The 22604-nt window shown below is 29.6% G+C and carries 29 protein-coding genes; 19 read left to right on the top strand and 10 right to left on the bottom strand.

Annotated elements, in window-relative coordinates:
* Window positions 1-125: 125 nt before the first annotated feature.
* From ACJDTP_RS24195 to ACJDTP_RS24180, 4 genes are all read left to right on the top strand, one after another.
* Window positions 126-1178 (top strand): DUF5050 domain-containing protein, encoded by a 1053-nt coding sequence (locus tag ACJDTP_RS24195; protein WP_406762695.1) that lies wholly within the window; start codon window positions 126-128, stop codon window positions 1176-1178.
* 676 nt (window positions 1179-1854) lie between these two features.
* Window positions 1855-2535 carry a response regulator transcription factor gene (locus ACJDTP_RS24190; RefSeq protein WP_406762694.1) on the top strand — a complete coding sequence of 227 codons (681 nt, stop codon included), beginning with the start codon at window positions 1855-1857 and terminating at the stop codon, window positions 2533-2535.
* Between the two features lie 4 nt (window positions 2536-2539).
* Window positions 2540-3928: a sensor histidine kinase gene (locus ACJDTP_RS24185; RefSeq protein WP_406762693.1), complete on the top strand. Its 1389-nt coding sequence runs from the start codon at window positions 2540-2542 to the stop codon at window positions 3926-3928.
* A gap of 265 nt (window positions 3929-4193) precedes the next feature.
* Window positions 4194-4796: an undecaprenyl-diphosphatase gene (locus ACJDTP_RS24180; protein WP_406762692.1), complete on the top strand. Its 603-nt coding sequence runs from the start codon at window positions 4194-4196 to the stop codon at window positions 4794-4796.
* Window positions 4797-5143: 347 nt separating this feature from the next.
* On the opposite strand, the gene ACJDTP_RS24175 is transcribed toward ACJDTP_RS24180, so the two are convergent.
* Window positions 5144-5362 (bottom strand): DUF2922 domain-containing protein, encoded by a 219-nt coding sequence (locus tag ACJDTP_RS24175; protein ID WP_077840650.1) that lies wholly within the window; start codon window positions 5360-5362, stop codon window positions 5144-5146.
* Window positions 5363-5487: 125 nt separating this feature from the next.
* Window positions 5488-5712, bottom strand: a complete 225-nt coding sequence (locus ACJDTP_RS24170) for a DUF1659 domain-containing protein (protein ID WP_012058448.1) — start codon at window positions 5710-5712, stop codon at window positions 5488-5490.
* 302 nt (window positions 5713-6014) lie between these two features.
* On the opposite strand from ACJDTP_RS24170, the gene ACJDTP_RS24165 reads away from it, so the two are divergent.
* The gene (locus tag ACJDTP_RS24165; protein WP_012058449.1) at window positions 6015-6221 is read left to right on the top strand and encodes an alpha/beta-type small acid-soluble spore protein; all 207 of its coding nucleotides are present in this window, start codon (window positions 6015-6017) and stop codon (window positions 6219-6221) included.
* A gap of 139 nt (window positions 6222-6360) precedes the next feature.
* Here ACJDTP_RS24165 and ACJDTP_RS24160 read toward each other — a convergent pair whose 3' ends face one another.
* On the bottom strand, window positions 6361-7278 hold the full coding sequence (locus ACJDTP_RS24160) for a DMT family transporter (RefSeq protein WP_406762691.1): 918 nt from the start codon (window positions 7276-7278) through the stop codon (window positions 6361-6363).
* A gap of 140 nt (window positions 7279-7418) precedes the next feature.
* On the opposite strand from ACJDTP_RS24160, the gene ACJDTP_RS24155 reads away from it, so the two are divergent.
* The 4 genes from ACJDTP_RS24155 (at window position 7419) to ACJDTP_RS24140 (ending at window position 11403) form a co-directional block, all read left to right on the top strand.
* Window positions 7419-8243 (top strand): TrmB family transcriptional regulator, encoded by an 825-nt coding sequence (locus tag ACJDTP_RS24155; RefSeq protein ID WP_406762690.1) that lies wholly within the window; start codon window positions 7419-7421, stop codon window positions 8241-8243.
* Window positions 8244-8424: 181 nt separating this feature from the next.
* Window positions 8425-8625 carry a PHP domain-containing protein gene (locus tag ACJDTP_RS24150; protein ID WP_406762689.1) on the top strand — a complete coding sequence of 67 codons (201 nt, stop codon included), beginning with the start codon at window positions 8425-8427 and terminating at the stop codon, window positions 8623-8625.
* A gap of 294 nt (window positions 8626-8919) precedes the next feature.
* The gene (locus ACJDTP_RS24145; RefSeq protein ID WP_406762688.1) at window positions 8920-10572 is read left to right on the top strand and encodes a methyl-accepting chemotaxis protein; all 1653 of its coding nucleotides are present in this window, start codon (window positions 8920-8922) and stop codon (window positions 10570-10572) included.
* Window positions 10573-10833: 261 nt separating this feature from the next.
* A complete protein-coding gene (locus ACJDTP_RS24140) occupies window positions 10834-11403 on the top strand; it encodes a dihydrofolate reductase family protein (RefSeq protein ID WP_406762687.1) in 570 nt (189 codons plus the stop codon).
* Here ACJDTP_RS24140 and ACJDTP_RS24135 read toward each other — a convergent pair.
* Window positions 11400-11585 (bottom strand): YvrJ family protein, encoded by a 186-nt coding sequence (locus ACJDTP_RS24135; protein WP_406762686.1) that lies wholly within the window; start codon window positions 11583-11585, stop codon window positions 11400-11402. The genes ACJDTP_RS24140 and ACJDTP_RS24135 overlap by 4 nt on opposite strands.
* Before the next feature lie 555 nt (window positions 11586-12140).
* On the opposite strand from ACJDTP_RS24135, the gene ACJDTP_RS24130 reads away from it, so the two are divergent.
* The 3 genes from ACJDTP_RS24130 (at window position 12141) to ACJDTP_RS24120 (ending at window position 13267) form a co-directional block, all read left to right on the top strand.
* Window positions 12141-12383 (top strand): hypothetical protein, encoded by a 243-nt coding sequence (locus tag ACJDTP_RS24130; RefSeq protein WP_406762685.1) that lies wholly within the window; start codon window positions 12141-12143, stop codon window positions 12381-12383.
* Between the two features lie 184 nt (window positions 12384-12567).
* Complete coding sequence (locus tag ACJDTP_RS24125; RefSeq protein WP_009168836.1) at window positions 12568-12819, top strand: hypothetical protein; 252 nt, start codon at window positions 12568-12570, stop codon at window positions 12817-12819.
* A 139-nt stretch (window positions 12820-12958) separates the two neighbouring features.
* Window positions 12959-13267: a pepsin/retropepsin-like aspartic protease family protein gene (locus ACJDTP_RS24120; protein ID WP_406762684.1), complete on the top strand. Its 309-nt coding sequence runs from the start codon at window positions 12959-12961 to the stop codon at window positions 13265-13267.
* A gap of 125 nt (window positions 13268-13392) precedes the next feature.
* On the opposite strand, the gene ACJDTP_RS24115 is transcribed toward ACJDTP_RS24120, so the two are convergent.
* The gene (locus ACJDTP_RS24115) at window positions 13393-13965 is read right to left on the bottom strand and encodes a sigma-70 family RNA polymerase sigma factor (RefSeq protein ID WP_406762683.1); all 573 of its coding nucleotides are present in this window, start codon (window positions 13963-13965) and stop codon (window positions 13393-13395) included.
* An 846-nt stretch (window positions 13966-14811) separates the two neighbouring features.
* Here ACJDTP_RS24115 and ACJDTP_RS24110 point away from each other — a divergent pair.
* On the top strand, window positions 14812-16257 hold the full coding sequence (locus ACJDTP_RS24110) for an MDR family MFS transporter (RefSeq protein WP_406762682.1): 1446 nt from the start codon (window positions 14812-14814) through the stop codon (window positions 16255-16257).
* A gap of 327 nt (window positions 16258-16584) precedes the next feature.
* Here the strand turns inward: ACJDTP_RS24110 and ACJDTP_RS24105 are convergent, their stop codons facing one another.
* A complete protein-coding gene (locus ACJDTP_RS24105; protein WP_041897291.1) occupies window positions 16585-16980 on the bottom strand; it encodes a pyridoxamine 5'-phosphate oxidase family protein in 396 nt (131 codons plus the stop codon).
* 127 nt (window positions 16981-17107) lie between these two features.
* Between ACJDTP_RS24105 and ACJDTP_RS24100 the strand changes: the two genes are divergently transcribed.
* Window positions 17108-17290 carry a winged helix-turn-helix transcriptional regulator gene (locus ACJDTP_RS24100; RefSeq protein WP_406762681.1) on the top strand — a complete coding sequence of 61 codons (183 nt, stop codon included), beginning with the start codon at window positions 17108-17110 and terminating at the stop codon, window positions 17288-17290.
* Window positions 17291-17831: 541 nt separating this feature from the next.
* Complete coding sequence (locus ACJDTP_RS24095; RefSeq protein ID WP_406762680.1) at window positions 17832-18272, top strand: cupin domain-containing protein; 441 nt, start codon at window positions 17832-17834, stop codon at window positions 18270-18272.
* A gap of 64 nt (window positions 18273-18336) precedes the next feature.
* Here the strand turns inward: ACJDTP_RS24095 and ACJDTP_RS24090 are convergent, their stop codons facing one another.
* Together ACJDTP_RS24090 and ACJDTP_RS24085 are read right to left on the bottom strand one after the other, a co-directional pair.
* Window positions 18337-18666 carry a winged helix-turn-helix transcriptional regulator gene (locus tag ACJDTP_RS24090; RefSeq protein ID WP_077306565.1) on the bottom strand — a complete coding sequence of 110 codons (330 nt, stop codon included), beginning with the start codon at window positions 18664-18666 and terminating at the stop codon, window positions 18337-18339.
* 492 nt (window positions 18667-19158) lie between these two features.
* The gene (locus tag ACJDTP_RS24085) at window positions 19159-20196 is read right to left on the bottom strand and encodes an NADP-dependent oxidoreductase (RefSeq protein ID WP_406762679.1); all 1038 of its coding nucleotides are present in this window, start codon (window positions 20194-20196) and stop codon (window positions 19159-19161) included.
* A 144-nt stretch (window positions 20197-20340) separates the two neighbouring features.
* Here ACJDTP_RS24085 and ACJDTP_RS24080 point away from each other — a divergent pair, with 144 nt between their 5' ends.
* Entirely contained in the window at window positions 20341-20697 is a 357-nt protein-coding gene (locus tag ACJDTP_RS24080) for a winged helix-turn-helix transcriptional regulator (RefSeq protein ID WP_077839096.1), read from the top strand.
* 28 nt (window positions 20698-20725) lie between these two features.
* Window positions 20726-20887, top strand: a complete 162-nt coding sequence (locus ACJDTP_RS24075; protein ID WP_406762697.1) for an IS3 family transposase — start codon at window positions 20726-20728, stop codon at window positions 20885-20887.
* Between the two features lie 189 nt (window positions 20888-21076).
* Here ACJDTP_RS24075 and ACJDTP_RS24070 read toward each other — a convergent pair whose 3' ends face one another.
* Window positions 21077-21253 (bottom strand): hypothetical protein, encoded by a 177-nt coding sequence (locus ACJDTP_RS24070; RefSeq protein WP_406762678.1) that lies wholly within the window; start codon window positions 21251-21253, stop codon window positions 21077-21079.
* A 56-nt stretch (window positions 21254-21309) separates the two neighbouring features.
* Window positions 21310-21483 carry a hypothetical protein gene (locus ACJDTP_RS24065; RefSeq protein ID WP_017212202.1) on the bottom strand — a complete coding sequence of 58 codons (174 nt, stop codon included), beginning with the start codon at window positions 21481-21483 and terminating at the stop codon, window positions 21310-21312.
* Window positions 21484-21644: 161 nt separating this feature from the next.
* On the opposite strand from ACJDTP_RS24065, the gene ACJDTP_RS24060 reads away from it, so the two are divergent.
* Window positions 21645-21809 carry a hypothetical protein gene (locus ACJDTP_RS24060; protein ID WP_171983632.1) on the top strand — a complete coding sequence of 55 codons (165 nt, stop codon included), beginning with the start codon at window positions 21645-21647 and terminating at the stop codon, window positions 21807-21809.
* Window positions 21810-21938: 129 nt separating this feature from the next.
* Window positions 21939-22328: a hypothetical protein gene (locus ACJDTP_RS24055; protein WP_406762677.1), complete on the top strand. Its 390-nt coding sequence runs from the start codon at window positions 21939-21941 to the stop codon at window positions 22326-22328.
* The last annotated feature ends 276 nt before the right edge of the window (window positions 22329-22604 follow it).

Genomic DNA, 22604 nt, shown 5'->3' with positions numbered 1-22604 from the left:
TCTATAAATATGGTTCCTACTCAGACAATAGACAGGCTATGCGTCCGAATGTAGAAACCAATTTGCAACATATATATATAAATTGATTAAGAAATACTAAAATCAAAGGAAGAATGGTGGTTATATTGAAAAAAATTATATTATTGTTATCTTTAACGTTATGTACAAGTTTTTTTGGTTGCTCAGCTCAACAATCTTCAAGTCAAAGTAACCAAAGTCAAAGTGGAAATACTACAAAGCAGATTACTGTAAATAATAGTTCTACTGTGGGAGGCAACACTGATTCTAGTTTAGATAATGAGGCTTTTAAGAAAGGGTATGCACCTTTTTCTTTAAAGGATTCAGCTATTTATACATCTTTATTTCAAATAAATGACAAGACATTAGTTTTTCCTAACTGGGATGACAATAATAATCTTTCTGTGGTTAAAGAACCATATCCTAAAAATATTATAAATACTTCGAATGTAAGTGATTTTTATAATTATCCTATTAATTCTTTAGTGGTCATGAATAATGTAGCATATTTTTCTGATGCCGATAATAACAGTAAATTATCAAAAGTAGATTTATCAAATAGGTCATATACACCTAATTTAGTCTCAGGAAAAGTTTCAAATATGATAGGTGTAAATAATGTTGTATATTTTATTGATCCTGATAATGGAAATAAACTTCATGCTTTTGATACAAGTAACAATACGGACACAATTATATCTTCTGATAACGTTGGAAATTATTTGGTGGATGAAGATACTATACTTTATGAAAATAAAAGTGATAAATCTACTTTATACTCAATGAAAGTAGATGGTACACAAAAACAAAAACTTTCTAATTTTTCAGTAAATAGCTTTGTACCTTATTCAGGACAAATATTGGCTTTTAATTCTTCAGATAATAATAATCTTTATTCAATTAATTTAAAAGACCTATCAACAAAAAGATTAGGGGTAATGAATGGAGAGGATATGAAGATTTTTAATGGAGCCATATATTTTATAAATGTAACTAATAATAGACATCTTTCAAAGATGACAGTAGATTTAGCAACTCCAAAGGTAAGTTTCAATGATTTTTCTGATTATGAGGTAAATGAATATTATCCAACTAGTAAAGGGATATTTGCACGAAAGGGTGTTAATGTTAATAATGGTTATATATTCATACCTGCATAAAAAAGTATATTTTTACCCCTATGCAAGAATTATAGAAAAAGCAATTCTTTAAAGTAATGAGCGAGATTAATATGAAATAATTATAAGAATTGGGGGTAGCTTAATGTTTTCGAAATTAAATGGATATAAATTAGGATCTAATGTGGTGTGGATTAATTAATATTCTAATGTTATTCTAATTATATTTTAATCTAATTTTAATGTTTTGATGTAATAATATTATTGTAAAGAGATTTACTATTCTAGCAATAAGGAAAAGTATTCTTTCATCATTAAATATTTTTTCCGGAATTTTGAAATTTCTGAAGGTCGTCGTCAGAAATTCATATGAAATCTTTTTTAAATTTTACTCATATTCATCAAGAGAGTTGTTTTTATAGCAACTCTTTTTATATTTAGATGAAATTATTATAAAACAATTCAGTTGGAGAAAATATTTAAGTATTTTTAGATAGTAAATTATTTAATACTTATAGAAGTAATAAGTATAGATGTATATAATATTTTTATTAAAGATAGTGAATTAATAAAAACTATGTAGTGTAAATTCTTTAACAAGGTAGAAGCAAAGCAGTAAATTAGGATATCAAAATATTAAAAAGTGTAAGTTTTGTTATTATATATAAATATTTTTCTATGCGATGCTGCAACTAGATTATGTAAGGAGGCTATAAAATTGAATGATTTTAGAATTCTTTTAGTGGAAGATGAAAAGCAAATGGCTATGTTTATTGAAATGGAACTTATTCATGAAGGATTTAAGGTTGATGTAGAGTACGATGGAAGAGAAGCTGTTAAAAAAGTAGAAAGTATAGAGTATAGTTTAATATTACTTGATATTATGATACCTAATTTAAATGGAATTGAGGTCTGCAAGAGAATTAGGAAATTCTCTAATGTGCCCATAATAATGCTGACAGCCAAGGGAGATGTATCAGATAAAGTTATAGGTCTTGATGCTGGAGCTAATGACTATTTAACTAAGCCATTTGCAATAGAGGAATTATTAGCAAGGATAAGAGTATATATGAGAGAAAAAGTGTCAAGAAATGAAACTGGTGTGATAAAGGTAAATAATATAACTATGGATGATAGAATACATCAAGTATGGAGAGAGGGAATAGAAATTGAACTTACTAAAAAAGAATATGATCTTTTAAGAATGTTATTAATAAATAAAAATATTGTGCTTACAAGAGATCAATTAATTGAGGAAGTATGGGGATATGAATATTCAGGAGATACTAATGTAGTAGATGTTTTTATAAGATACCTAAGAAGTAAAATTGATGATAATTTTGAGGAGAAAATCATAAGTACTGTAAGAGGGGTAGGATATGTTATTAAAGGAGAGTAAATATGTGAATTTTGGAATTCTTAGTAATGCAAGGATTTCAATAAAGCTAACTATAATTTACGCTTTTATGTTTTCATTAATTTTGATTTCGATAAATGCAGCAGTTTTATTTGGAATGGAACATTATTTATATCGTGAAGCAGATAATGATATAGAAGATACTAAGGGCATAATATCAAATATGCTTGACTCCTCAAATCAGCAGTTAGATTTATTGAACAAAGAAGTTTTAGCTAATATTTCTTCTACAGATAGTATATATGTAAGGATATTAAAAGAAGATGGGATATTAATAAATGCTTCAGAAGATTTCCCATTTGATGTTGATGAACTCAATAATAACATAAAATATTTAGGAGATAAAGTAAAACGTCTAGAAGATAAAGGTAGGCATTTAAGATATAAAACTGTTGAATATAACAGCCAAGAATATGGAATTATATATTTTCAAATAGTAAAAGACATGAAAAGTGAACATTATTTTATGAAAATGGTATTTGGACTTATGGCAATTGCAGATTCTATAGGTGTTATTGCCTCTATTATAGTTGGATACATAGTAAGTAAAAAAATGCTTAAACCAATTAATTACATAACTAAAACAGCTGAAAATATAAGTATTAATAATTTAAAAGAAAGAATAAATATAACAGGTCCAGACGATGAACTAAAAAGACTTGCATCTACCTTAAATAAAATGATAGATAGGCTTCAAGATTCTTTTAATAGACAAATACAATTTGTGTCAGACGCTTCTCATGAACTTAGAACCCCAATTGCGGTCATACAAGGATATGCTAATTTATTAGATAGATGGGGAAAAAATGATAAGGAAGCATTAGAAAAATCAATATACGCAATTAAGTTAGAAGCTAATAGCATGGCAAGTTTGGTTGAAAGCCTACTGTTTTTAGCAAAGGGTGATAGTGGAACACAAGTAATGGAGAAAAAGGAGATTTCGATTAATAAATTAATTAAAGAAGTAATTGATGAAAGTAATGTAATAGAAAAAGATCATGAGATATTAAGTGATAGGAATGATATTGGAGAAATTACTGCAGATTATGGAATGATAAAGCAGATGATCAGAATATTTGTTAGTAATAGTATTAAATTTACTCCAAAAGGTGGGAAAATAAAGATTGATTCAGAAGTACATAAAGAGTTTGTAAAAATAACTGTTAGCGATACTGGTATAGGAATACCTAAAGATGAAATTAACAATATTTTTGAGAGATTTTATATTGTAGATAAATCAAGGTCTAAAGAAAGTGCTGGCTCAGGGATAGGATTGTCCATAGCTAAACGGATTGTGGATATGCATAAAGGAACTATAAATGTAGAAAGTGAAGAGGGGACTGGTACAAGGGTAATTGTTACATTATATCGATAAAATTAATCTATATAGTAAATAAATAATAAGATGGAAGAAGTTTATTCTTTCATCTTATTATTTTTAAGAGGATTCTAAGAATTTTTTAATCTAATTTTAATCTCCTGGGTTCATAATGACAAAGCAATATAGTTAAGGGCATTTTCAAGATTATACTTATATGCACATTACCAAGCAGATGTATTAGTTGGTAATGATTTACGCTTAGTATGCAATAAAGAATCAATTGCTTTGTTAAAATATATTACAGGAAGGACAGATAAAAATGAATATGGAACTTTTTACAATGATAAACAATTTGGCAAATAAAAATACAATTTTAGATAAGATAATGATTTTCTTTTCAAAAGATGTCCCTTACATATTTATGGCAGTTGCTGCAATAGTATTTATCATAGGAATCATGAAAAAGAATTCTAATAGCAGAAAAGCTGTTTTTAGTGCTTTTGTTATTACAGTAATTAATTTAACTTTAAGTTTTATAATTGGGAATATATACTATGTGGACAGACCTTTTGTACACAATAAAGTAAATTTATTAGTACCACATGTTACAGATGCATCATTTCCTAGTGATCATGCTACAGGAACAATGAGTATAGCTTTGGGACTTGCAAAATATAATAAGATACTTAGTACAATTTTAACTATATTATCATTAATTGTTGGTTTTTCAAGAGTTTATGTTGGAAACCATTATCCTATGGATGTAGTAGGTGCGTATATAATTGTTTTTGCAGTAAATTATATTTATAACTTGAAATTAAGATGTAAGATTGACAATTTATATGAACTAGCTGAGAAGAAAATAACAGAAAGATTAGGAAAGTTACACGGTAAAATATTTCAACCTAAAAGTGCAAATTAAATCCTAATTTTAATAAAGGGAAGTATAAAATATTGACAGCATTTTAGCTGATGAAGATGAAATGTATCAATACTTTTTAGATAAAAAAGAATTAATAGAATTAGAATTATCTCAATTATCAATCTTCTTCGAAGGTCGTTTAGACGAAGTTTTGTTTTAAAAATACAGGAATTTAAATTACTCAATCTATACATATATAATGTAATAATATTGAATAAATATAAAATTAAGGTTGGAAGTTTCATTCTACCTCCAACCTTATAAAATAAACATATTACTTTTTGAAGTTTATACAAAAGTCTTGACAGACTCTAGCAATCGGAAAAACCTCCATTTTTATTAAAAGACTAAGCTACATCAAATTTAGTAACTTGTCTTTGAGTAACTTGAGCACCAGATTTCTTAACTAAATCACCAGAATTAGTCTTGAAAACATTCTTAGCAATTACAGTATCCATAAGTGCGTTGATCTCATCTTTTGTAAGAGTAGGTTTAACACCAGAAACACTTAAAGTACTTTTTTCACCGGCTACAGTTAAAAAAGTCATAGATAAAGAATATTCCATTTAATTTACCTCCAATCTTAAGTAGAGAACTCGAATCTATGATTTGATGGTGGCCGCTTACTATGTGAGCACTCAACGAATGAATGTGAATCGAGTTTTCTACAATATTTTTTTAGAATAAGATCCTAAGCATTTGCTAAGCTAGAAGATTCATTAATAAAGTAATCTCTAGTATTAGCTTCCATAACACCTTTGATTGCATCTGCAACTGCATAAACATTTTCAGGTGTAGCATCTGTTTTTATACCTGAAAAAGTCTTTTTTGTATAAATTGGATCGCCTGCTTTATCTAGAGCTTTTTGAACTTCAATACTGAGAGAAACAGAGTCAATAGTTTTAGTTACAGCCATAGTTTTAACCTCCTTTATTTTGTTTTCATAAAGGATATATGTATAAATTTTAGTCATTACATAAATAGATGAAAATTATTTGTTTTCTTATTTAAAAAAAGAACTAAAACAGGTTATAGGTATTGAAAGAATGAATATGAAAAGTGAATGTTTCAGTTTATAATTTTTCAACAATAATCAACCTTGCACTAGGTAGAGTAATAAATAAATTCTATTTTTGTTATTATTTTTGAAGGCTATAGCTTGAAATTATGGTTAATATATTTCTGTAAAGAAATATAGTCAAAAGGAGGAATAGTAATATGGCATCAAGTAGTAGTGGAAGAAATACAACTTTAGTACCAGAAGCAAAACAAGGATTACAAAGATTAAAAACTGAAGCAGCTTCAGAAATTGGATTAAGTGATTATGAAAACATTGATAAAGGGAACCTTTCTTCAAGAGACAATGGTAGAATTGGTGGAGAAATGGTGAAAAGAATGATAGAAAGCTACGAACAAGAGCTTTAAATAATAGTAAATGCACCAAATCTGTTTTTGGTGCATTTATAGCCTATGGCTAGATCTAGGTATATTTTATAGACTTTGTTTGTTAAATAATTCAAATAGATATACTAAATAAATATTAACATCATTATACATTTTAATTTTATCCTTTCTGAATAGAACTTAATATAACACCTATGATGACAATAACTCCTGCTAATATTTGTACGGTAGATACACTTTCATGTAAGATTAATATTGAAAATATCAAACCTAAGACAGGAACTAGATTCATAAGAGACACTGAAATACTAGCAGAGAGTTTTCTGAGTCCTAAATTATATAATAGAAATGCAACAATAGAGCAGCCTACACTTAGATAAATCAATGCGCTTGCTGAAGTCATGGTAGGCATTCTCCATGTTTTACCCTCGATAATGACAAATGGCAAAAAGAAGATGAAGCCTGCTAGCATTTGATAATATGTTAATGTCATTGCAGAATATTTATTTGTTAAATCTCTCGTAATAAAGTTGTAGAATGCCCATACAATTCCCGCTCCTATTAGAATTATATTTCCTAACATAGATTTAGAATTCCCATCTACATTAATTTGAGTTAGAACTGCAACACCGATGATAGCGAGTATAATTCCAAGTACCTTTTTTATATTTGGTTTTGAATGATAAATAAAAAATTCTAGTAGTGTTGTAACAGCAGGAAAAGAAGCTACTATCAAAGCTGAATTTGAAGAAGATGTCATACTAACCCCAATGTTTTCTATTGCAAAATAAAGTGTAATCCCCAAAAATCCACTTAATGCAATACGCATACGATCTTCCTTTTGTATTTGTTCATTATTTGCTGTGATTTTCCTCATGAACCAAAAGAGAATCACAGCAAAAAGAGTTCTAACTGCAGCGAGTTGAATAGGAGCAAAGGTTTCATAAGCTAATTTTGTTGCAATAAAAGATGCACTCCATAATACAACAGCCCCAGTACTAGCCAAGTAATAGTAAGATAAAGTTCCATTTTGTATATTTGTTTTTTGATTATCTAGCAATGATTTGGCCTTTAACATAGAAATATATATCCCCCTTTTAATTTAGTGACTACTATTGTAACTACTTGTGATTACAATATCAGTTTTAGTTGATTGTGTCAATAGATTTAGTTATAATATTAGTTACTAAAGTAGCGACTAATATTATTGGAGGATTTATGGAAGATAACATTTTAGAAGTATTAAAAAATTTAAATTTTACAGAATATGAAGCAAAAGCATACCTAACATTATTAGAAGAATCACCATTAACAGGCTATGCAGTAGCAAAAAATTCAGGTGTGCCACGTTCAAAAATATATGAGGTTTTAGATAGTCTTGCTATGCGTGGAGATATTTTAATTAGCCATGGAAATACACAACAGTATGTTCCAATTCCTGCAAAAGAACTTATTAAAAATCGTCGGATAAAAGCTGAAGAAAATTTTAAACTTGCAGAAACATCGTTAGAACAATATAATCAATCTTCGAAGAATCGTGAGAATATCTGGAATATAACTGGTCATGACGAAATACTTGATAAAGTAAAAGAATGCATCCTCTCAGCAAAACATAGAATTTTGCTTGAACTTTGGAAAGAGGAATTCAAGGAATTAGAATCTGAATTGAAAAAGGCAGCTGATAAAGGAGTTATGGTAACCATTATTGCTTATGGAGAAATAGTAACTGATTTTGCAAATGTTTACTTACATGATATGAGTACAGAAATTACCGATGAATACGGAGGGCGTTGGATTGTAGCTAGTGCCGATAATTCAGAAGTTGTAGCTGGTATTGTATCACTTGGTAAAGATAGCAGGGCAGCGTGGACAATGCATCAAGGATTGGTTATGCCTATAACAGAAGTCATGATTCATGATCTGTATATTATGGAAATCATGGAGAAGCATAGAGAATTATTAGAAGAAAGTTTTGGCAAAAATCTTATTGAACTTCGTAGGAAATTTTCTATATACCAAGATTTAAAAAAACACTATGTATAATTAATCTATGAAATTATAATAGTTTATTTTAAAAACTAGGTCGGAAAAATAGAAAAAACACTAACAATTTAAATACCTAAATGCTGGTGCTTTCTAAATTGATGACCCATAGGAGAATCGAACTCCTGAATGGTATTTTAATACTTTTGATACTATGCCAAGGGAGTTATATGGTGTTACAATGCTCTATGGGTGTGAAGCAAATATTCTTGATGAAAGCGGTAATATAGATTTGTCAATTGAAAAGCAAGAAAAGCTTGATATTATTATAGGAAGTCTACATGATCCAGTTGGAGAAATAGGAAAGAGTCTTGAAATTTATACAAAGATGTTTTTAAAAGCAATGGATAAGAATATATTAATAGAAATAATTAATAAATAATTTTCGGTAAAGAGAAAATGATGTGATGTGATTTGCAAAAAGATTGCATTGCTTTGCAAAGAATTAAGAAGAAAATGCTAATATAATTTTTTGACTATCTTGGTATTTTGTAAAAATTAATGATAGTAATGGAAAAAGTTTGGATTAGTAAAAATAAGTTTATGATATAATTAGGTAAATTTATAAAAAATCAAGATAATAGATGAAATATTTTAGCGAAAGTTATAAACTATAAATAAGCGTATAATTGTCGCTAATTTTTTGTTTAAATAAGTTATAAGGGGAATGATTTTAATGATAAAAGGGATAAAGCTAAAAGTATTGCTGCCATTAATATCAATAAGTTTGTTTTTTATAGTGTTTATGGCAATACAATTTAACTCTACAAGTAATAATTTAAAAAAGGTACGGGAAATGAATAATAAATATTTTTATACAAGCACTAAAGCCGATGAACTAAAATTAGATGTTGTACAAGTCCAGCAATTCCTTACAGATATTAGCGCGACAAGAGGCGCAAAAGGTTTTGATGATGGTTTTGATGAAGCAGAAAAATTTGCTAAGGATCTAGAAAGTGTTTTGAGTGATCTTAAAGAAAAAAATCCAGAAAGTGCAAGTGAATTAGATAATATACAAAAAAGTTTTGAACCTTATTATGAAACAGGAAAGAAAATGGCGCAAGCTTACATAGACGGTGGGCCTGAAAAAGGAAATTTATCTATGGAAGAATTTGATTCTACTTCAGAAAAGATTAATGAGGAAGTTGATAAATTTAACGAAGCAGCAGCAAAAAACATCGAAATATCTATAAGTAGTATAGAAAATGATATAAGAAATACAATAATTTTAATGGGAATATCTGTTCTAGCCTTAGTAATAATATTTGTTATAACTTGGAGATATATATCTAAAAATATTGTTACACCAATAACTACTATGCTTTCAAAACTCAATGAAATGTCTAATAATGGCGGAGATTTAACTCAAAGAATTGATTTTCATAGCAATGATGAGATTGGTGAAATGGCAAAAAGTTTTAATTTAATGCAGGAGTCTTTTAGGCAGATTATCAATGTCGTTATTAATGAATCAAGAAATGTTGAAAATAAAGTTGAAAAAACTAATGAAAATATAGGTAAGTTATCTGGATTAATCGAAAATGTTTATACTACAACAGAAGAATTATCAAGTGGTATGGAGGAGACAGCAGCGTCAACAGAAGAAATGGGGAATACTACATATTTAATTAACTCAGATATGATGGGAATTGCACAAAAGGCAAAAAGTGAAGCTGAGAATTCGAAGCTTATAAATGAGAGAGCTAATGAACTTAAAAATAAAGCTGTTAATTCTATGGAAAATGCTAAAAAGATTAATTTACAAACTCAAAGTAAATTATTAGAAGCTATTTTAGAAATTGCCTCTCAAACAAATTTATTAGCATTAAATGCATCAATAGAGGCTCAAAGAGCAGGTGAAGCAGGCAAAGGTTTTTCAGTAGTAGCAGAAGAAATTAGAAATCTTGCAGAAGATTCTAAAAAAACTGTATCAGAAATAAGTAATATTAGTAATATTGTTATGGGAATAGTAGACAACTTAGTTTCTACTTCTCAAGATATGATAAAATTTATTAATGTTGATGTGATAAATGATTATGAGATGATTGTTAAAACAGGAGAGCAGTACAGTAAGGATGCAGCTATGGTTTATGATATGACAACAGAATTTAGCAATAAATCTAACAGTATTATGGATTCTATGCTTAGAGTTGCGGATGCAGTAAAACAAATAAATGATTCAAATACTGAATTAGCTGATGGAACCAATAATATTGCAGAAAATATGAATACTATATCTGAAAGTTCAGGAAATGTTGTTGAATTAATTAAGGAAGTTAATGTAAGCACTAATAAGCTAGTTAATATGGTTAATAATTTTAAGGTATAGCTATGATTATTAAAAAGAAATAAGTGCATAAAGAAAAGATAAGCCTTCAAATAAGAATATTCTAAAAATTAAAGAACCTCGAAGAAAAATAAAAGTTTTAACTAATGAAGAAGCAAATGAATGAAAAATTGGATACTATTTTAGATAAACTAGAAGAAAACAATAAATGAATTTAGGCAGTTTTTAAAAATATTTCTTGGTAGTAAATTGTTGTGTCATAATTAAAGTTTTCAAGGATGAATATAAGAAGGAGGAAGAGCTATGTCAAATAACGTAAAACAGAGAAGAATAATTTTAGATTTAGCAACTACTTTAGATGGCTTTATTGAAGGGAAAAACGGAGAAGTTGATTGGTGCATTATGGACGCTGATATGGGATTCACTAATTTCTTAAATGAAATTGACACTGTTTTATATGGTAGAAAGAGTTACGATTTATGGGGACAATATATTCCACAAGATGAAGATTCAGATGATGAAAAAGAAGTTTGGAAATTAATTCATAGTAAAGAGAAATACGTGTTTTCCAGAACACAAATAGCTACTAATAATCAAGCAATATTTATAAATGAAAATATTCTTGAAGAAGTAAATAAATTGAAGAATAAGCCTGGTAAAGACATTTGGCTATATGGAGGAGCAAGTCTAATTACAACCTTTATAAATTTAGGGCTTGTTGATGAATTTAGATTATCTATTCACCCTGTTATTTTAGGAGAAGGAAAACCGTTGTTCAGTGATATAAAACAGAGATTGAATTTAAAAATGGTTAACGCCAGAACGTTTTCTTCTGGCGTTGTACAATTAATCTATCATCGGAATGGTAATTAATTTTTAACAGAACTCTCTGTATCAATAGCTACTTCAAGCTTAGCTGATATTATGGTATTTAATTTATTAATTGAACTTGATAAGCTAACAATTTGTTTCTCTAAACGAATTAGCAAATAGGCAGATACCGCTACTGGAAAGCCATTATTAACAATAAGGTTAATTAACTCATTTACTTCCATAAATCCATCACCTCCTATAAGGAATATATGATATAAAATGTATTATTTTACGTTAGAAAACAAATAGTACATAAAACTAAAATATATACATCGCATAAATAATTCTTCATGATAATTCTAAAAATATTGCAAGAATTTTAACTGTGATTGTGAAATTTGCATCGTGAACTGTACATTGTGAATTGAAGTATATATAGATAAAATAAATTATTGAGTGCTGCCTTCATTTACAATATAAGAATATTTATTCTTTATAACTTAAGAATATAAAAGGAAATACGACTCACATGTGTTCTCTGGATACTCACAGAGAAAGTTCTGCACCTATAAATTAAGCAGCTATGCTGCAATTAAGAATTTTTCACTTATAGCCAAATATAAAATGCTCATAGCGAAAGTTCTACTTAAGAATTTGCTTGTAAAATGCGGGTTAGGAGATTAGACATACAAATTCAATTATTATTTTAATGTTATGTTACAGCATAAAACATATATCCATAATAGCAGCTGCTAAATTTTAAGGCTGTAAATAAATTATTGGGGTGTGTTGTAAAAATGATTAGAGATGAAATTAAACTCAACTCAGAAGAAGGAAAGTGCTTTGATAAAAAGCAAATAGCTTTAGCAATTAGAAATTCTACTTTTAATGATGATTTAAAATGTTCTTTGCTTGAGGATGAGATATTAGATAAATGCCAGGGCTGCAGCCTAAAATGCATTTGCGATAGAATAGATCAAGTTATTGAAGATTATGTGGAGAAAACTACAGAGGTTGTAAATAATTTTAGTTTTGAATAAGGCATAATTTTAATCTCTAACACTAAGAAATTATAATAAATAAGAATCTGTAGACACGAGAATTTAAGATGTTTTAAGAAATTTAAATATAGTTCATAATTACAGTATAGACAATCTGTTAATTTGAATATGAGCGACAAAACAATAAGTTAAAAAATGATATTATAAAAGGAGGCTTTAATATATGCTATGGAATGAAGTAAGAAAGACTTATCCTAATAAATGGGTTGTGTTTGATGGCCTAAAACAATATGAGGAAGATAATAAATTAATTGTTGAAGATTTAGCAATAGTAGAAGTATTTTCAGATTTAAACACAGCTTATAAGTATTATTGCAATCTTCATAAACAGGATAAATCACGTAAATTAAATATTGGCGATACGCGTAAAGAAAATCTTGAATTTAAAATCGAAAGGATCGGATTAATGAGATGATAAATTTAAAGTATGCACAGATAAAAAAGCAGCTATGCTGCAAATAAGAACTTTTTATTAACCTTTTTAGTATGTTATGAATATCCGTGTGCATAAGTTATTATTTTGTTCCTTGGACTTGGATATTGATAAAAAGCCCTTGCATTTTGAAAATGTATTGATAGATACTGGTTCAGCTACTACCTTAATAAATAGTGATTATATTCATTTTGATGGTAATGAAGAGCTTATTAATGTACATGGAGTTGGTGGTTATGAATCAGTTTTAATGAAGCCTTTTAAAAATATAAGCATTAATAATGGCTATGCTTTACATGACGTTCTTTTATGTGTTGGTGAAATGGATTATGGGATTGACATTGATTTACTTATTGGACTAGATTTATTGAAAGCACTTAATGCTGATATTAGCATTAAAAATATGTGTCTAAAGTTTTCAAATTGTTAAATGTCAAAATAATATACAATTATTAAATAAATAGGATAAATGGAACAACATTTTTAATTAAATTGATTATATTAATATTAAAATTCTAACAGCTCTAAGGATTAACCTTAGAGCTGTTATCTTGATTAATAATATAATGAAATATTATTAAGGATTTTCATTAAAATGTTTTTCTTTTTTTGAATAGCAGTAGAGTAGCACATATTTTTAAAATAAGCATATTCCTTTACAGTGTAATTTTTATAGAATACAAAATCTATAAGTTCAACTTCATCTTTATTTAAATTCTTAAGGGCTAATTTTAAATCCTCATAGTCGCACATCTCACATAATGAAGTTTCAGTTGAGATTTCAAGTTCTGGAAAATCATTTTCTACATCATCATGTAAGCTTAATGCATAACTACCTTCAGTAGATCTTCTAGTTCTAGTTCGTTTTATTAGATCATTCATATTATTTTTAATAGCATTAGTAGCATAGGCAACGAATCTATGCTTTTCTAAATTATACTTGGAAACAGACTTGAAAAGTGAATGGTAACATTCCTGTATAATATCGTGGAAATTATACCTATCAATGAAAGTCCTTTTAGAAATATTATAAATCAAAGGCCTAAATTCATAAGCTAATTTTTCTTTTGCGTCTTCATCATTATTCTTACATCTGGTAACTAAAGTTTCAACATAATCAAAATCCATATAAACCTCCATCTTCAATATAAGAGTTATGAATAAAAGTAATTATTTTACACATGTTGTGTTTTATGTTAAATTTACCTCTATATATAGTATATATGGTTAAGTTACATATAACTTATATAAGAAAGTAATATTAAGAAAAAAATTTTTATAAGGAAACTTCGACTTATAATGATATATAACTTATGCTGAATTAGGGAGGCTATCATTATTTGCTTCTAGAATAGAGTAGAGTTATGAGAATATTAATAATCGTTATGACAGGTATTATAAATGTAAGAGTTATAGAATTTCATTAACCTAAATGATTTAAGTATTGATAGGAATTTGAAAGATAAGTGAAACTTCAATTATGTCTATAATGGGAAGTTGAAACGAATATGTAATGGTTCCATTTAAATACAGTTTTTAAACAAATCGTTGTATCACCAATAATTCATTAAGTGTAATTGAGCCAAAACTTTAATGTAATCGAGAACATATATTAATAAAAAAAGTTTTTTAATATTTAGAACAAATTTTGCTTACGAAAGCTAATGAAACATTGCTACAATTACGAAGCAAGTATTGCATTTGAAAAAATAAGTAATGTAAAAGGAGTGATTACAATTGATTCGTGAATTGAGATAAATAAGGAAAAATCCATGGCTGCGGTAATTTTTGCTATGACAGAAGGTCCTATTTTGATTAGTTAGGCTAAGAAAAATGAGGAATACCTAAGGCAAATTGGAGAACAAATTAAGCTAATATTAAATCAATAAGACTGAGTTGAATTTTACTACAATTAATATTATTAAATTTTTATGTAATCCATTATTTATTCGGTCTAATTTATGGAGGGAAACTATGAATAAAAAAAATAAGGTTGAAAATAATCAAGGAACAAATTTTATAAGTATTATTGCTATATTAGTAGCAAGTGCCTTTGTGGCAACTTTTAATGAAACTATACTTAATGTTGCATTATCTGCAATTATGAAAGACATGAATGTATCTGCTGGAACTGTTCAATGGCTTATTACAGCTTATATGACAGTAGCAGCAGTAATGGTACCTATCACTGCTTTTCTTATTCAATCATTTAAAACAAGAAAATTATTTTTGAGTGCAATAGCATTACTGCTTATTGGAACAATATGTGCGGCACTTTCAAATTCTTTTGCCATGTTATTAATTTCAAGAATGATACAATCAGCAGGTACAGGAATGATAATACCAATTATGATGAATACCATATTATTAGTAGCACCAAAAGAAAAACTAGGAATATCAATGGCAATTTGTGTACCAGCAATTTTATTAGGCCCTGCATTTGGTCCAACAGTATCAGGAATTGTATTACAATATTTTAGTTGGCATGCGTTATTTATAATGTTAATACCAATTGTATCTATAATTATGATTCTAGGTTCACTATTCGTAGTAAATGTAGGAGAATTAACTAAGCCTAAGATGGATTATTTATCTATTATTTTATCGACAATTGGAGTAGGTACAATAATATATGCTATAAGCAGTATAAGTGAAGGGAATATTAAGATAACCTTAATAAATTTTATAGTTGGGATTATTTGTTTGATAATATTTATAAAACGACAAAATACTTTAAAAGAACCAATGCTAAATTTATCTCCGTTTAAATATCCCAAATTTGTAATAGGAACAATTTTAGTAATGATAGCAATGATGGTTACTTTTACTATGAGTATAATGTTACCAATGTATATGGAAGGATCACTTGGAAAAACAAGTTCTGTAGCAGGGTTAGCATTATTACCAGCTGTAATTTGTGCTGGCTTAGCAGCACCTATAGGAGGGAAAATTTACGATAAATTTGGTGTGAAGTTTTTAATATCATTAGGAACAGGAATAGTAACTATATTTGTATTTCTAATATCTTTATCTAATTGCGATACATCTTTAGTGCATTTAATAATAATCTATATATGCATGAGCATAGGAGTTGGACTATTTATGTCTCCTTCTCAAACTCATGGGCTGAATCAATTGCCAAAAGAATATTATCCTCATGGAGTAGCAATAATGAATACATTCCAACAAATTTCTGCTGCTATAGGATCATCACTTTTTATTGGAATAATGTCAGCAGCTCAAATTAATGCATTAGAAGTGCACCATGCAACTAATGAAGTTGCAATAGCAACAGGATTTTCAACTGCAACATTGGTAGTTTGTGGATTTGCATTTGTTGCATTAATTTTATCTTTTTTCTTTGGGAAAAATAAATCAGAATTAGAAGCTAAAGAACAAGCAGGATGCACAACGAGATAAGCCTAAAAAACAGCTGCTAGTTGGTTTAATACTACATCAATACTATAATATGATAGTTGTTTATCCGTGCATATAGTAGTAAATAAAAAACCCAATATATGGTTATAGTATGTCATTTAAGTCACTTAGATGAAAGAAAGCGATATATGAATCGAAAAATGTATTGTCACTTGCTATTGACACGGACAATTATATCGTAAATAAAATATAATTTCTCATTATTAATATAATTTAGTATTAAGGGAGTGTCGCAAAATGATTAAAATTCAATCATTTTACGACACTCCCTTTTTTATGTATCTGATAGTTGAATTTTCTAATTATACATTATAGTGAAAATGTTTCAGTTTCACCGTTGAAAGAATAAATAGAAGCTGTTCCTTTAGTGAAGTATAAAACAGCAAAAATCCCGTCATCAAGACTGTACATGCGTTTTAAAGATGGATATGCTTCTAGTGCAAATTCTTTTACTTCGCGTCTATCATCATTTGCAACTTCTCCAGCAACACGAATCCATTGACCTTTTTTGTTCATAGTAGAGATTTCAACCTTTGGGTTTTGTAACATTTGCTTAAAACAATCTTTCTTGTTGTTAGTAACAATATATAATTTTTCTTCATATTCAAAAACAGCGCCAAATGGTCTTACTCTTGGTTGATCACCCTCAGTAGTAGCTAAGTAAAAAGTACCACTCTCTTTTAAAAATTCCAATGCTTTTTTCATAATGATTACTCCTCCTATATCTGTATGTTAAAATTCATTATGCAATAATGATAACATGTATAGTATAAATAACAAGTACGATTTTTATAGCGTGTAAGTATCAATTAGGATACTATGGAGAGATATGATGGAAGATACTAATGAGTTTTTTGGGAAATGTCCATATTTTACAGTTCAAAAAGTGTTTTCGGAGAAATGGTCAAAATTAATCATGCATCATTTGAATGATGAAACATTGCGTTATGGAGAATTAGAAAGAGGAATTGGGGAGATAAGTATATTGAGTATCTTAAAAGTAAATAGAACATAGTAAAGTTATAGCAATGTAGTGAGTGAATATAAAATAAATGTAAAAAAGGCAAGTACACTTTACTAAGATAAGTCGTTGTCCAGTAAATACCCAAGCTAAAATATTAAAGGTCATAAATTTTTATGATCTTTTTGTTTTTATAAAGATTTTAAAAGGGGAAGACTTTGATACCTATCTTAGAATTAATGGCATTTTGTGGAGAAGAGCATCATCCTGAAAATAGTTGAAATTATATAGAATACAATTATATTATTTATTTCGATGAGTTATACGCATAAGTCAAAGTTACAATTATGTTATCTATATGATAAATATATAAAAATAAAGGCTAATATACTAGCCTGTTATATAAAAATTCAGAACAAACTTCGGGTACAATCATTTATTTTGTATGGAAGTATTTTTCAGATTATAGATATAATAGTTACCTTTAGGTGCCTATGCCACTTTGAAGTGCTTACTTTACAGATTGTTTATATAACCGTATTATAAAAACATAGATAGATAATATCCAATTAATTACATCGAGGAGGCTTTCTCTATGAAAGAACTTACTATTAAAAATTTAAATGCCATTGAAGCAATTCAAAGAAAACAAAATGATAATGAATTCTACATTAAACCGGTAGTCGCTGGGGCTGATGCTAGCCAATGTACAGTATCATTTATTGAAGTAACACCTGGAAACCAAGCATTCGGTTACCATTATCACGAAAAAAATGAAGAGGTATTCTATATAATTAGTGGGGTTGGCTCAGTTAGAACACCTGACGGGATAAAATCAGTTAAGGCGGGCGATATTATAACTTTCCCAGCAGGTAAAGAAGGTGCACATGTAATTAGTAATGCTTCCGATACTGAAAATCTTGTTTATGTTGATTTTGACACACACAATGTACCTGAAGTTGTTAGCTTACCAGATAGTAACCAAGTAATGGTCTTTGGAAGTCATATACAAGGCACATTTAACATGGAAAAATAGGATTACTAGCTAAAATAGTACTAAGCTTTTGAAAGCTATGGTACTATTTTTATTGTATATTGAATTATAGATTAGCATTTATCCTCTCTTTATATTGCTTTCCCCATGCCAACATAGAATTTAGTACAGGCTTTAGGCTCATTCCATCTTCAGTAAGTGAATATTCGACTCTCGGCGGTACTTCAGCATATACAGTCCTTTCTACAAGCCCATCTTCTTCCATTTCTCTTAGCTGCTGTGTAAGCACCTTTTGACTTATAGAATTTATTGATTTCTTCAACTCTCCAAATCTTTTAGTTCCATTAATAAGGTCTCTTAATATTAATACTTTCCACTTCCCACCTATAAGTAATAATGTTGTTTCGACGGAACAAGAGGGTAATTCTTTTTTCATAAATTGCACATACTTTCCTTTTTATATTTTAAGATAAAGAGTAAATATTTGGTGATTTGCACTTTAGCGTCTATGTATTAAAATGCTAAAAAACTATTAGTTACTTTTTAAGTGTTATAATACTTTGGGGTACTTAATTATAATAGTATACTATTGAATTTATTATATAGCAACGCTCTTTGGAAATTTAATAATATTTATAATATAGCTATAATTAGAATGAAAGAGTTGTTAATTAGTACTTTATCTTTTGACATATCTTCGTTTTATCTTTAAGTTTATTATGTTGCAACATAAACCTAATTTTTTAAAATAGAACCACTTATAAACCTGTAACAAAGTGACCAGAAGAAGAGCCACCACTTATTAAAATGATGACTCGTCCTGTGACTTATTTATTTAGGTTGTTTTGGGCTGCATAGCAGTTGCTTTCCTTGAATGTGCCCGCTAAACTTCAATCTGTTGACAGAAGCTACATTCTCACTTTAGTGCTTACACAACTGTAAGCACGATCTTGCCTTGGATGTGCCCGCGTGCAGCCCTCTCGTGCGCCTTGAGAGCATCAGCAAGCGGGAACGTGCTGTCGATGGCAACGCGCACTGCCCCTGAATCAAGTAATAGTCCCAATTCCGCGAGTTGTGAACCGTTCGAGCGAACTTGGAGCATTGAGACTGTTACACTAAGCTTTGCAACCTCCTCGGCATCAGCGGAACCAAAGAAAATCGGAAACAAAGCGCCGCCCTGCTTGAGTGTGCGCAAGAAACGACCGGTTGTTGGACCACCAATGGTGTCTATAACGAGATCAGCGTCATGCACGACATCCTCAGGAAGGTTCTTGGTGTAGTCGATGAATTCGTCTGCACCAAGTTCGCGAAGGAATGTCTCATGCGCACCTGATGCCACCGCGATGACATGAGCCCCCTTCCATTTGGCCAGCTGTACGGTGAAATGTCCCACTCCGCCTCCAGCACCATTTATAAGCACAGTCTTGCCGCTAAGCGGCACTGGGCGATGCGGCGTCGGTTGAAGCGGGTTTGGTTCATTATGCCCAAGGTCAATCAAGTACTGCCACGCAGTGAGCCCTGACATCGGCGCCGCTGCTGCATGCACGTGATCGATGCCAGCAGGCTTGAGTGCTAGGTCCGATGCAGGAGCAGCAACATACTCTGCATAAGCATTACTCCCATGTTTAGGAAAACGAACCATGCCGAAAACGTCGTCGCCTATGGAAAAGTCCTTCACATCCGCAGCTACAGCCTCGACAACTCCGGATATATCTGTCCCAGGAATGTAAGGTAAGGGTATAGTCGGCCTCATCTCGGGAGGAAGGATCTTCATCCCTTCACGCACGTACCAGTCGGGTGGATTGATGCCGATTGCGTGAACGCGAACGAGCACCTCGCCTGGCTTCAGTTCAGGACGCGGCACCTCCTCGTAACGTAGCACATCAGGACCACCGAACTCATGAAACCGAATTGCCTTCATAGTGTTTGCCGAAATATCTTTCTCATTTTGAATTGTAGTAATCATCAAATTTCCTCCTATTTTCTTAATTTTTGAGTAATATATAATTTACATATAGTTTGCTTTTGATGTATAGTGATATTATAGTTTCATAGGTAACATAATAACAAGTACGCACAATTTTGTGCCTTAAAATCGGAGGTATTACTAATGACAGATCAACAAGGAAACAAGATAATTTATTACAAAGACGAATGTCACATTATTGACGCTCTTGAAATCATTGGAGGAAAGTGGAGACTGCCTATTTTGTTCGTTATATACCGTACAAAAAGCATTAGATATAATGAACTTAAGCGAAATCTACCTGGAATAACTAATATTATGCTAACCCGTTCCTTGCAGTCTTTGGAAGAACATGGTCTTGTGAAAAGAAAGGAATTTAATAAAATTCCTCCTCATGTGGAGTATTCTTTGACGGATATTTGTAAATATTTAGAGCCTGCTTATGAAGTTTTAAATGAGCTGGGTAAAAAATTATCAGAGCAACATCCTGATAAGATATAGATAATCGTTCAAGGGAAGGTTTTGGGGCATTCTAAAATCTGAAATATACTATCCAAAAAAATTTAATACATTTGATGATCTTAAAAAAGCTATTGATGAATATATAGAATTTTATAAGACAAGAAGGCTACAAAATAAGCTAAAAGGTATGGCTCTACTAGAATATCAAAATTATACCTTAGTAGCATAATTTTTATTATTTCCCTTGTATACTTGACAGGGATCAGTTCACTCACCCTGTACAATATTTATTTTATATGGAGCTTAAGTATTTGCTCCAAAAACAACAGAGGATTGTCCAATAATTTCGGTAATTCATTCTGTAATTTGTGCTACATTAAATAGAAATAAAATAAACCTGGAGAAGATCTCTTCAGGGTTATTTTATTTCGAGCTCAAGCTGTATTGGTCTTGTATCAAGGTAATGTTCATATTCTATTTTATAGTATATGATTAGTTTTCTTCTTCCTTCATATGGTAGTGTATTTACAAGTGAATCAAATTGAGCTTTTGATACAAAGCCTTTTTCTTTTATAAGCCATGTTGTAAATGTCATTAGATCTAATCCTTTCATATAGAGATTTTTAATGAGGGGTAGAGATGCGTATTTATCTAATCCCATTCAGTCTGTAGGTAATTTATAAAGTATTGATATTTTTCGTGATAATATAAATCAGTTCTTTTAGATTCTTCTTTTGATAAGATAGAAAGCCAATCTTTATAGTGTCCGTAAGAATTAAAAGCTTCTTTAGTAGTAAGCCATTTTGTAAATGTGAAATTTCTCATATTTTTTCAAATCCTCTCTTAACCTTATATTATAATTATTGCCAATTATGCGAACAAATATTCGCAGACGCGTGTACTTATTTGTATATATTTTTAGCCATTTAAGTATAAAGTATTTAATTGTTGGCTAGACTATTTTACAGAGAAGGAGTGGAATAATAATGGAAAATAGAAATAAAATAAAAAAAGTAAAACTACCAACAAAGCAACTTCATGTGGAATGTGAAATTAAGTTATATGAAGACTTTGAAGCATATTGTCACAGGAATGGAAAAGATGTTAGTAAGGCGATAAGAGGATATATGAAACTATGCGTTGGAGAATAAAATATAAATAATTAAAGTACCTAAAAGGTGCTTTTTTTGTACATAAATAATGTCTAAAAAGTTTTAAAGTAGGAATAATAAAAATAGGGGGTATGGTGTGGTAGAGAATAATATAAGGTGGTTTTAAAAGTGGATAAAAGAAAATATGAGACAAAGACATTAATAGCAGAATATCGTGACTTAAGCAAACTTAAAGAATGTAGGTTTTCAGAAAATGCATATGAATTAAAAGATGGCTCAAAAATTATTGAGTATGATGGAGCTGGATTAAGTATTTATGGTACATATATAGCCTTTGGCAAGAATATTGGAAGGAAAGGAGTTTATAGCATTACTAATAATGAATATAAAATCTGGAAAGCAATAAGAAAAGAAAATAAAGAAGGCTACTTTATAGATTGGGAAGAAGAAGCAAATGAGCAGTTAGAAAAATCATGGCAGAATCAATTCAATGAGTTAGTAAGAAAAGAGCATGAAAATATATTAGAGAGTATAACTTGTGATGAATTACCGTTTTGATACATATGGGGCTTTAAGCCCCAAAATACAATATATAAAAAAGCCTAACTAAAGAATAAAATAAATTATAAGATATAATCTATGGTTTCTGTACAATAAAAAACAGTGGCTTTATAAGGGGGCGTTATTGTACTTGCATGGCTTGTTTGCATAATGAGTTCTACAAAGCCAGATACGAGTGAGGAAAGTCTAATAAATTAAAATTATTATTTTAATTTATTAGACTTTATAAGTGAGTGAATCTGGCGTAGGACTCTTTTATGCAGACAGCGGCCT

The sequence above is a fragment of the Candidatus Clostridium helianthi genome (assembly GCF_045310795.1).
Taxonomy (GTDB): domain Bacteria; phylum Bacillota; class Clostridia; order Clostridiales; family Clostridiaceae; genus Clostridium; species Clostridium helianthi.
The sequence above is the reverse complement of the archived record's forward strand: the minus strand, read 5'-3'. Positions and strand labels throughout refer to the sequence as shown.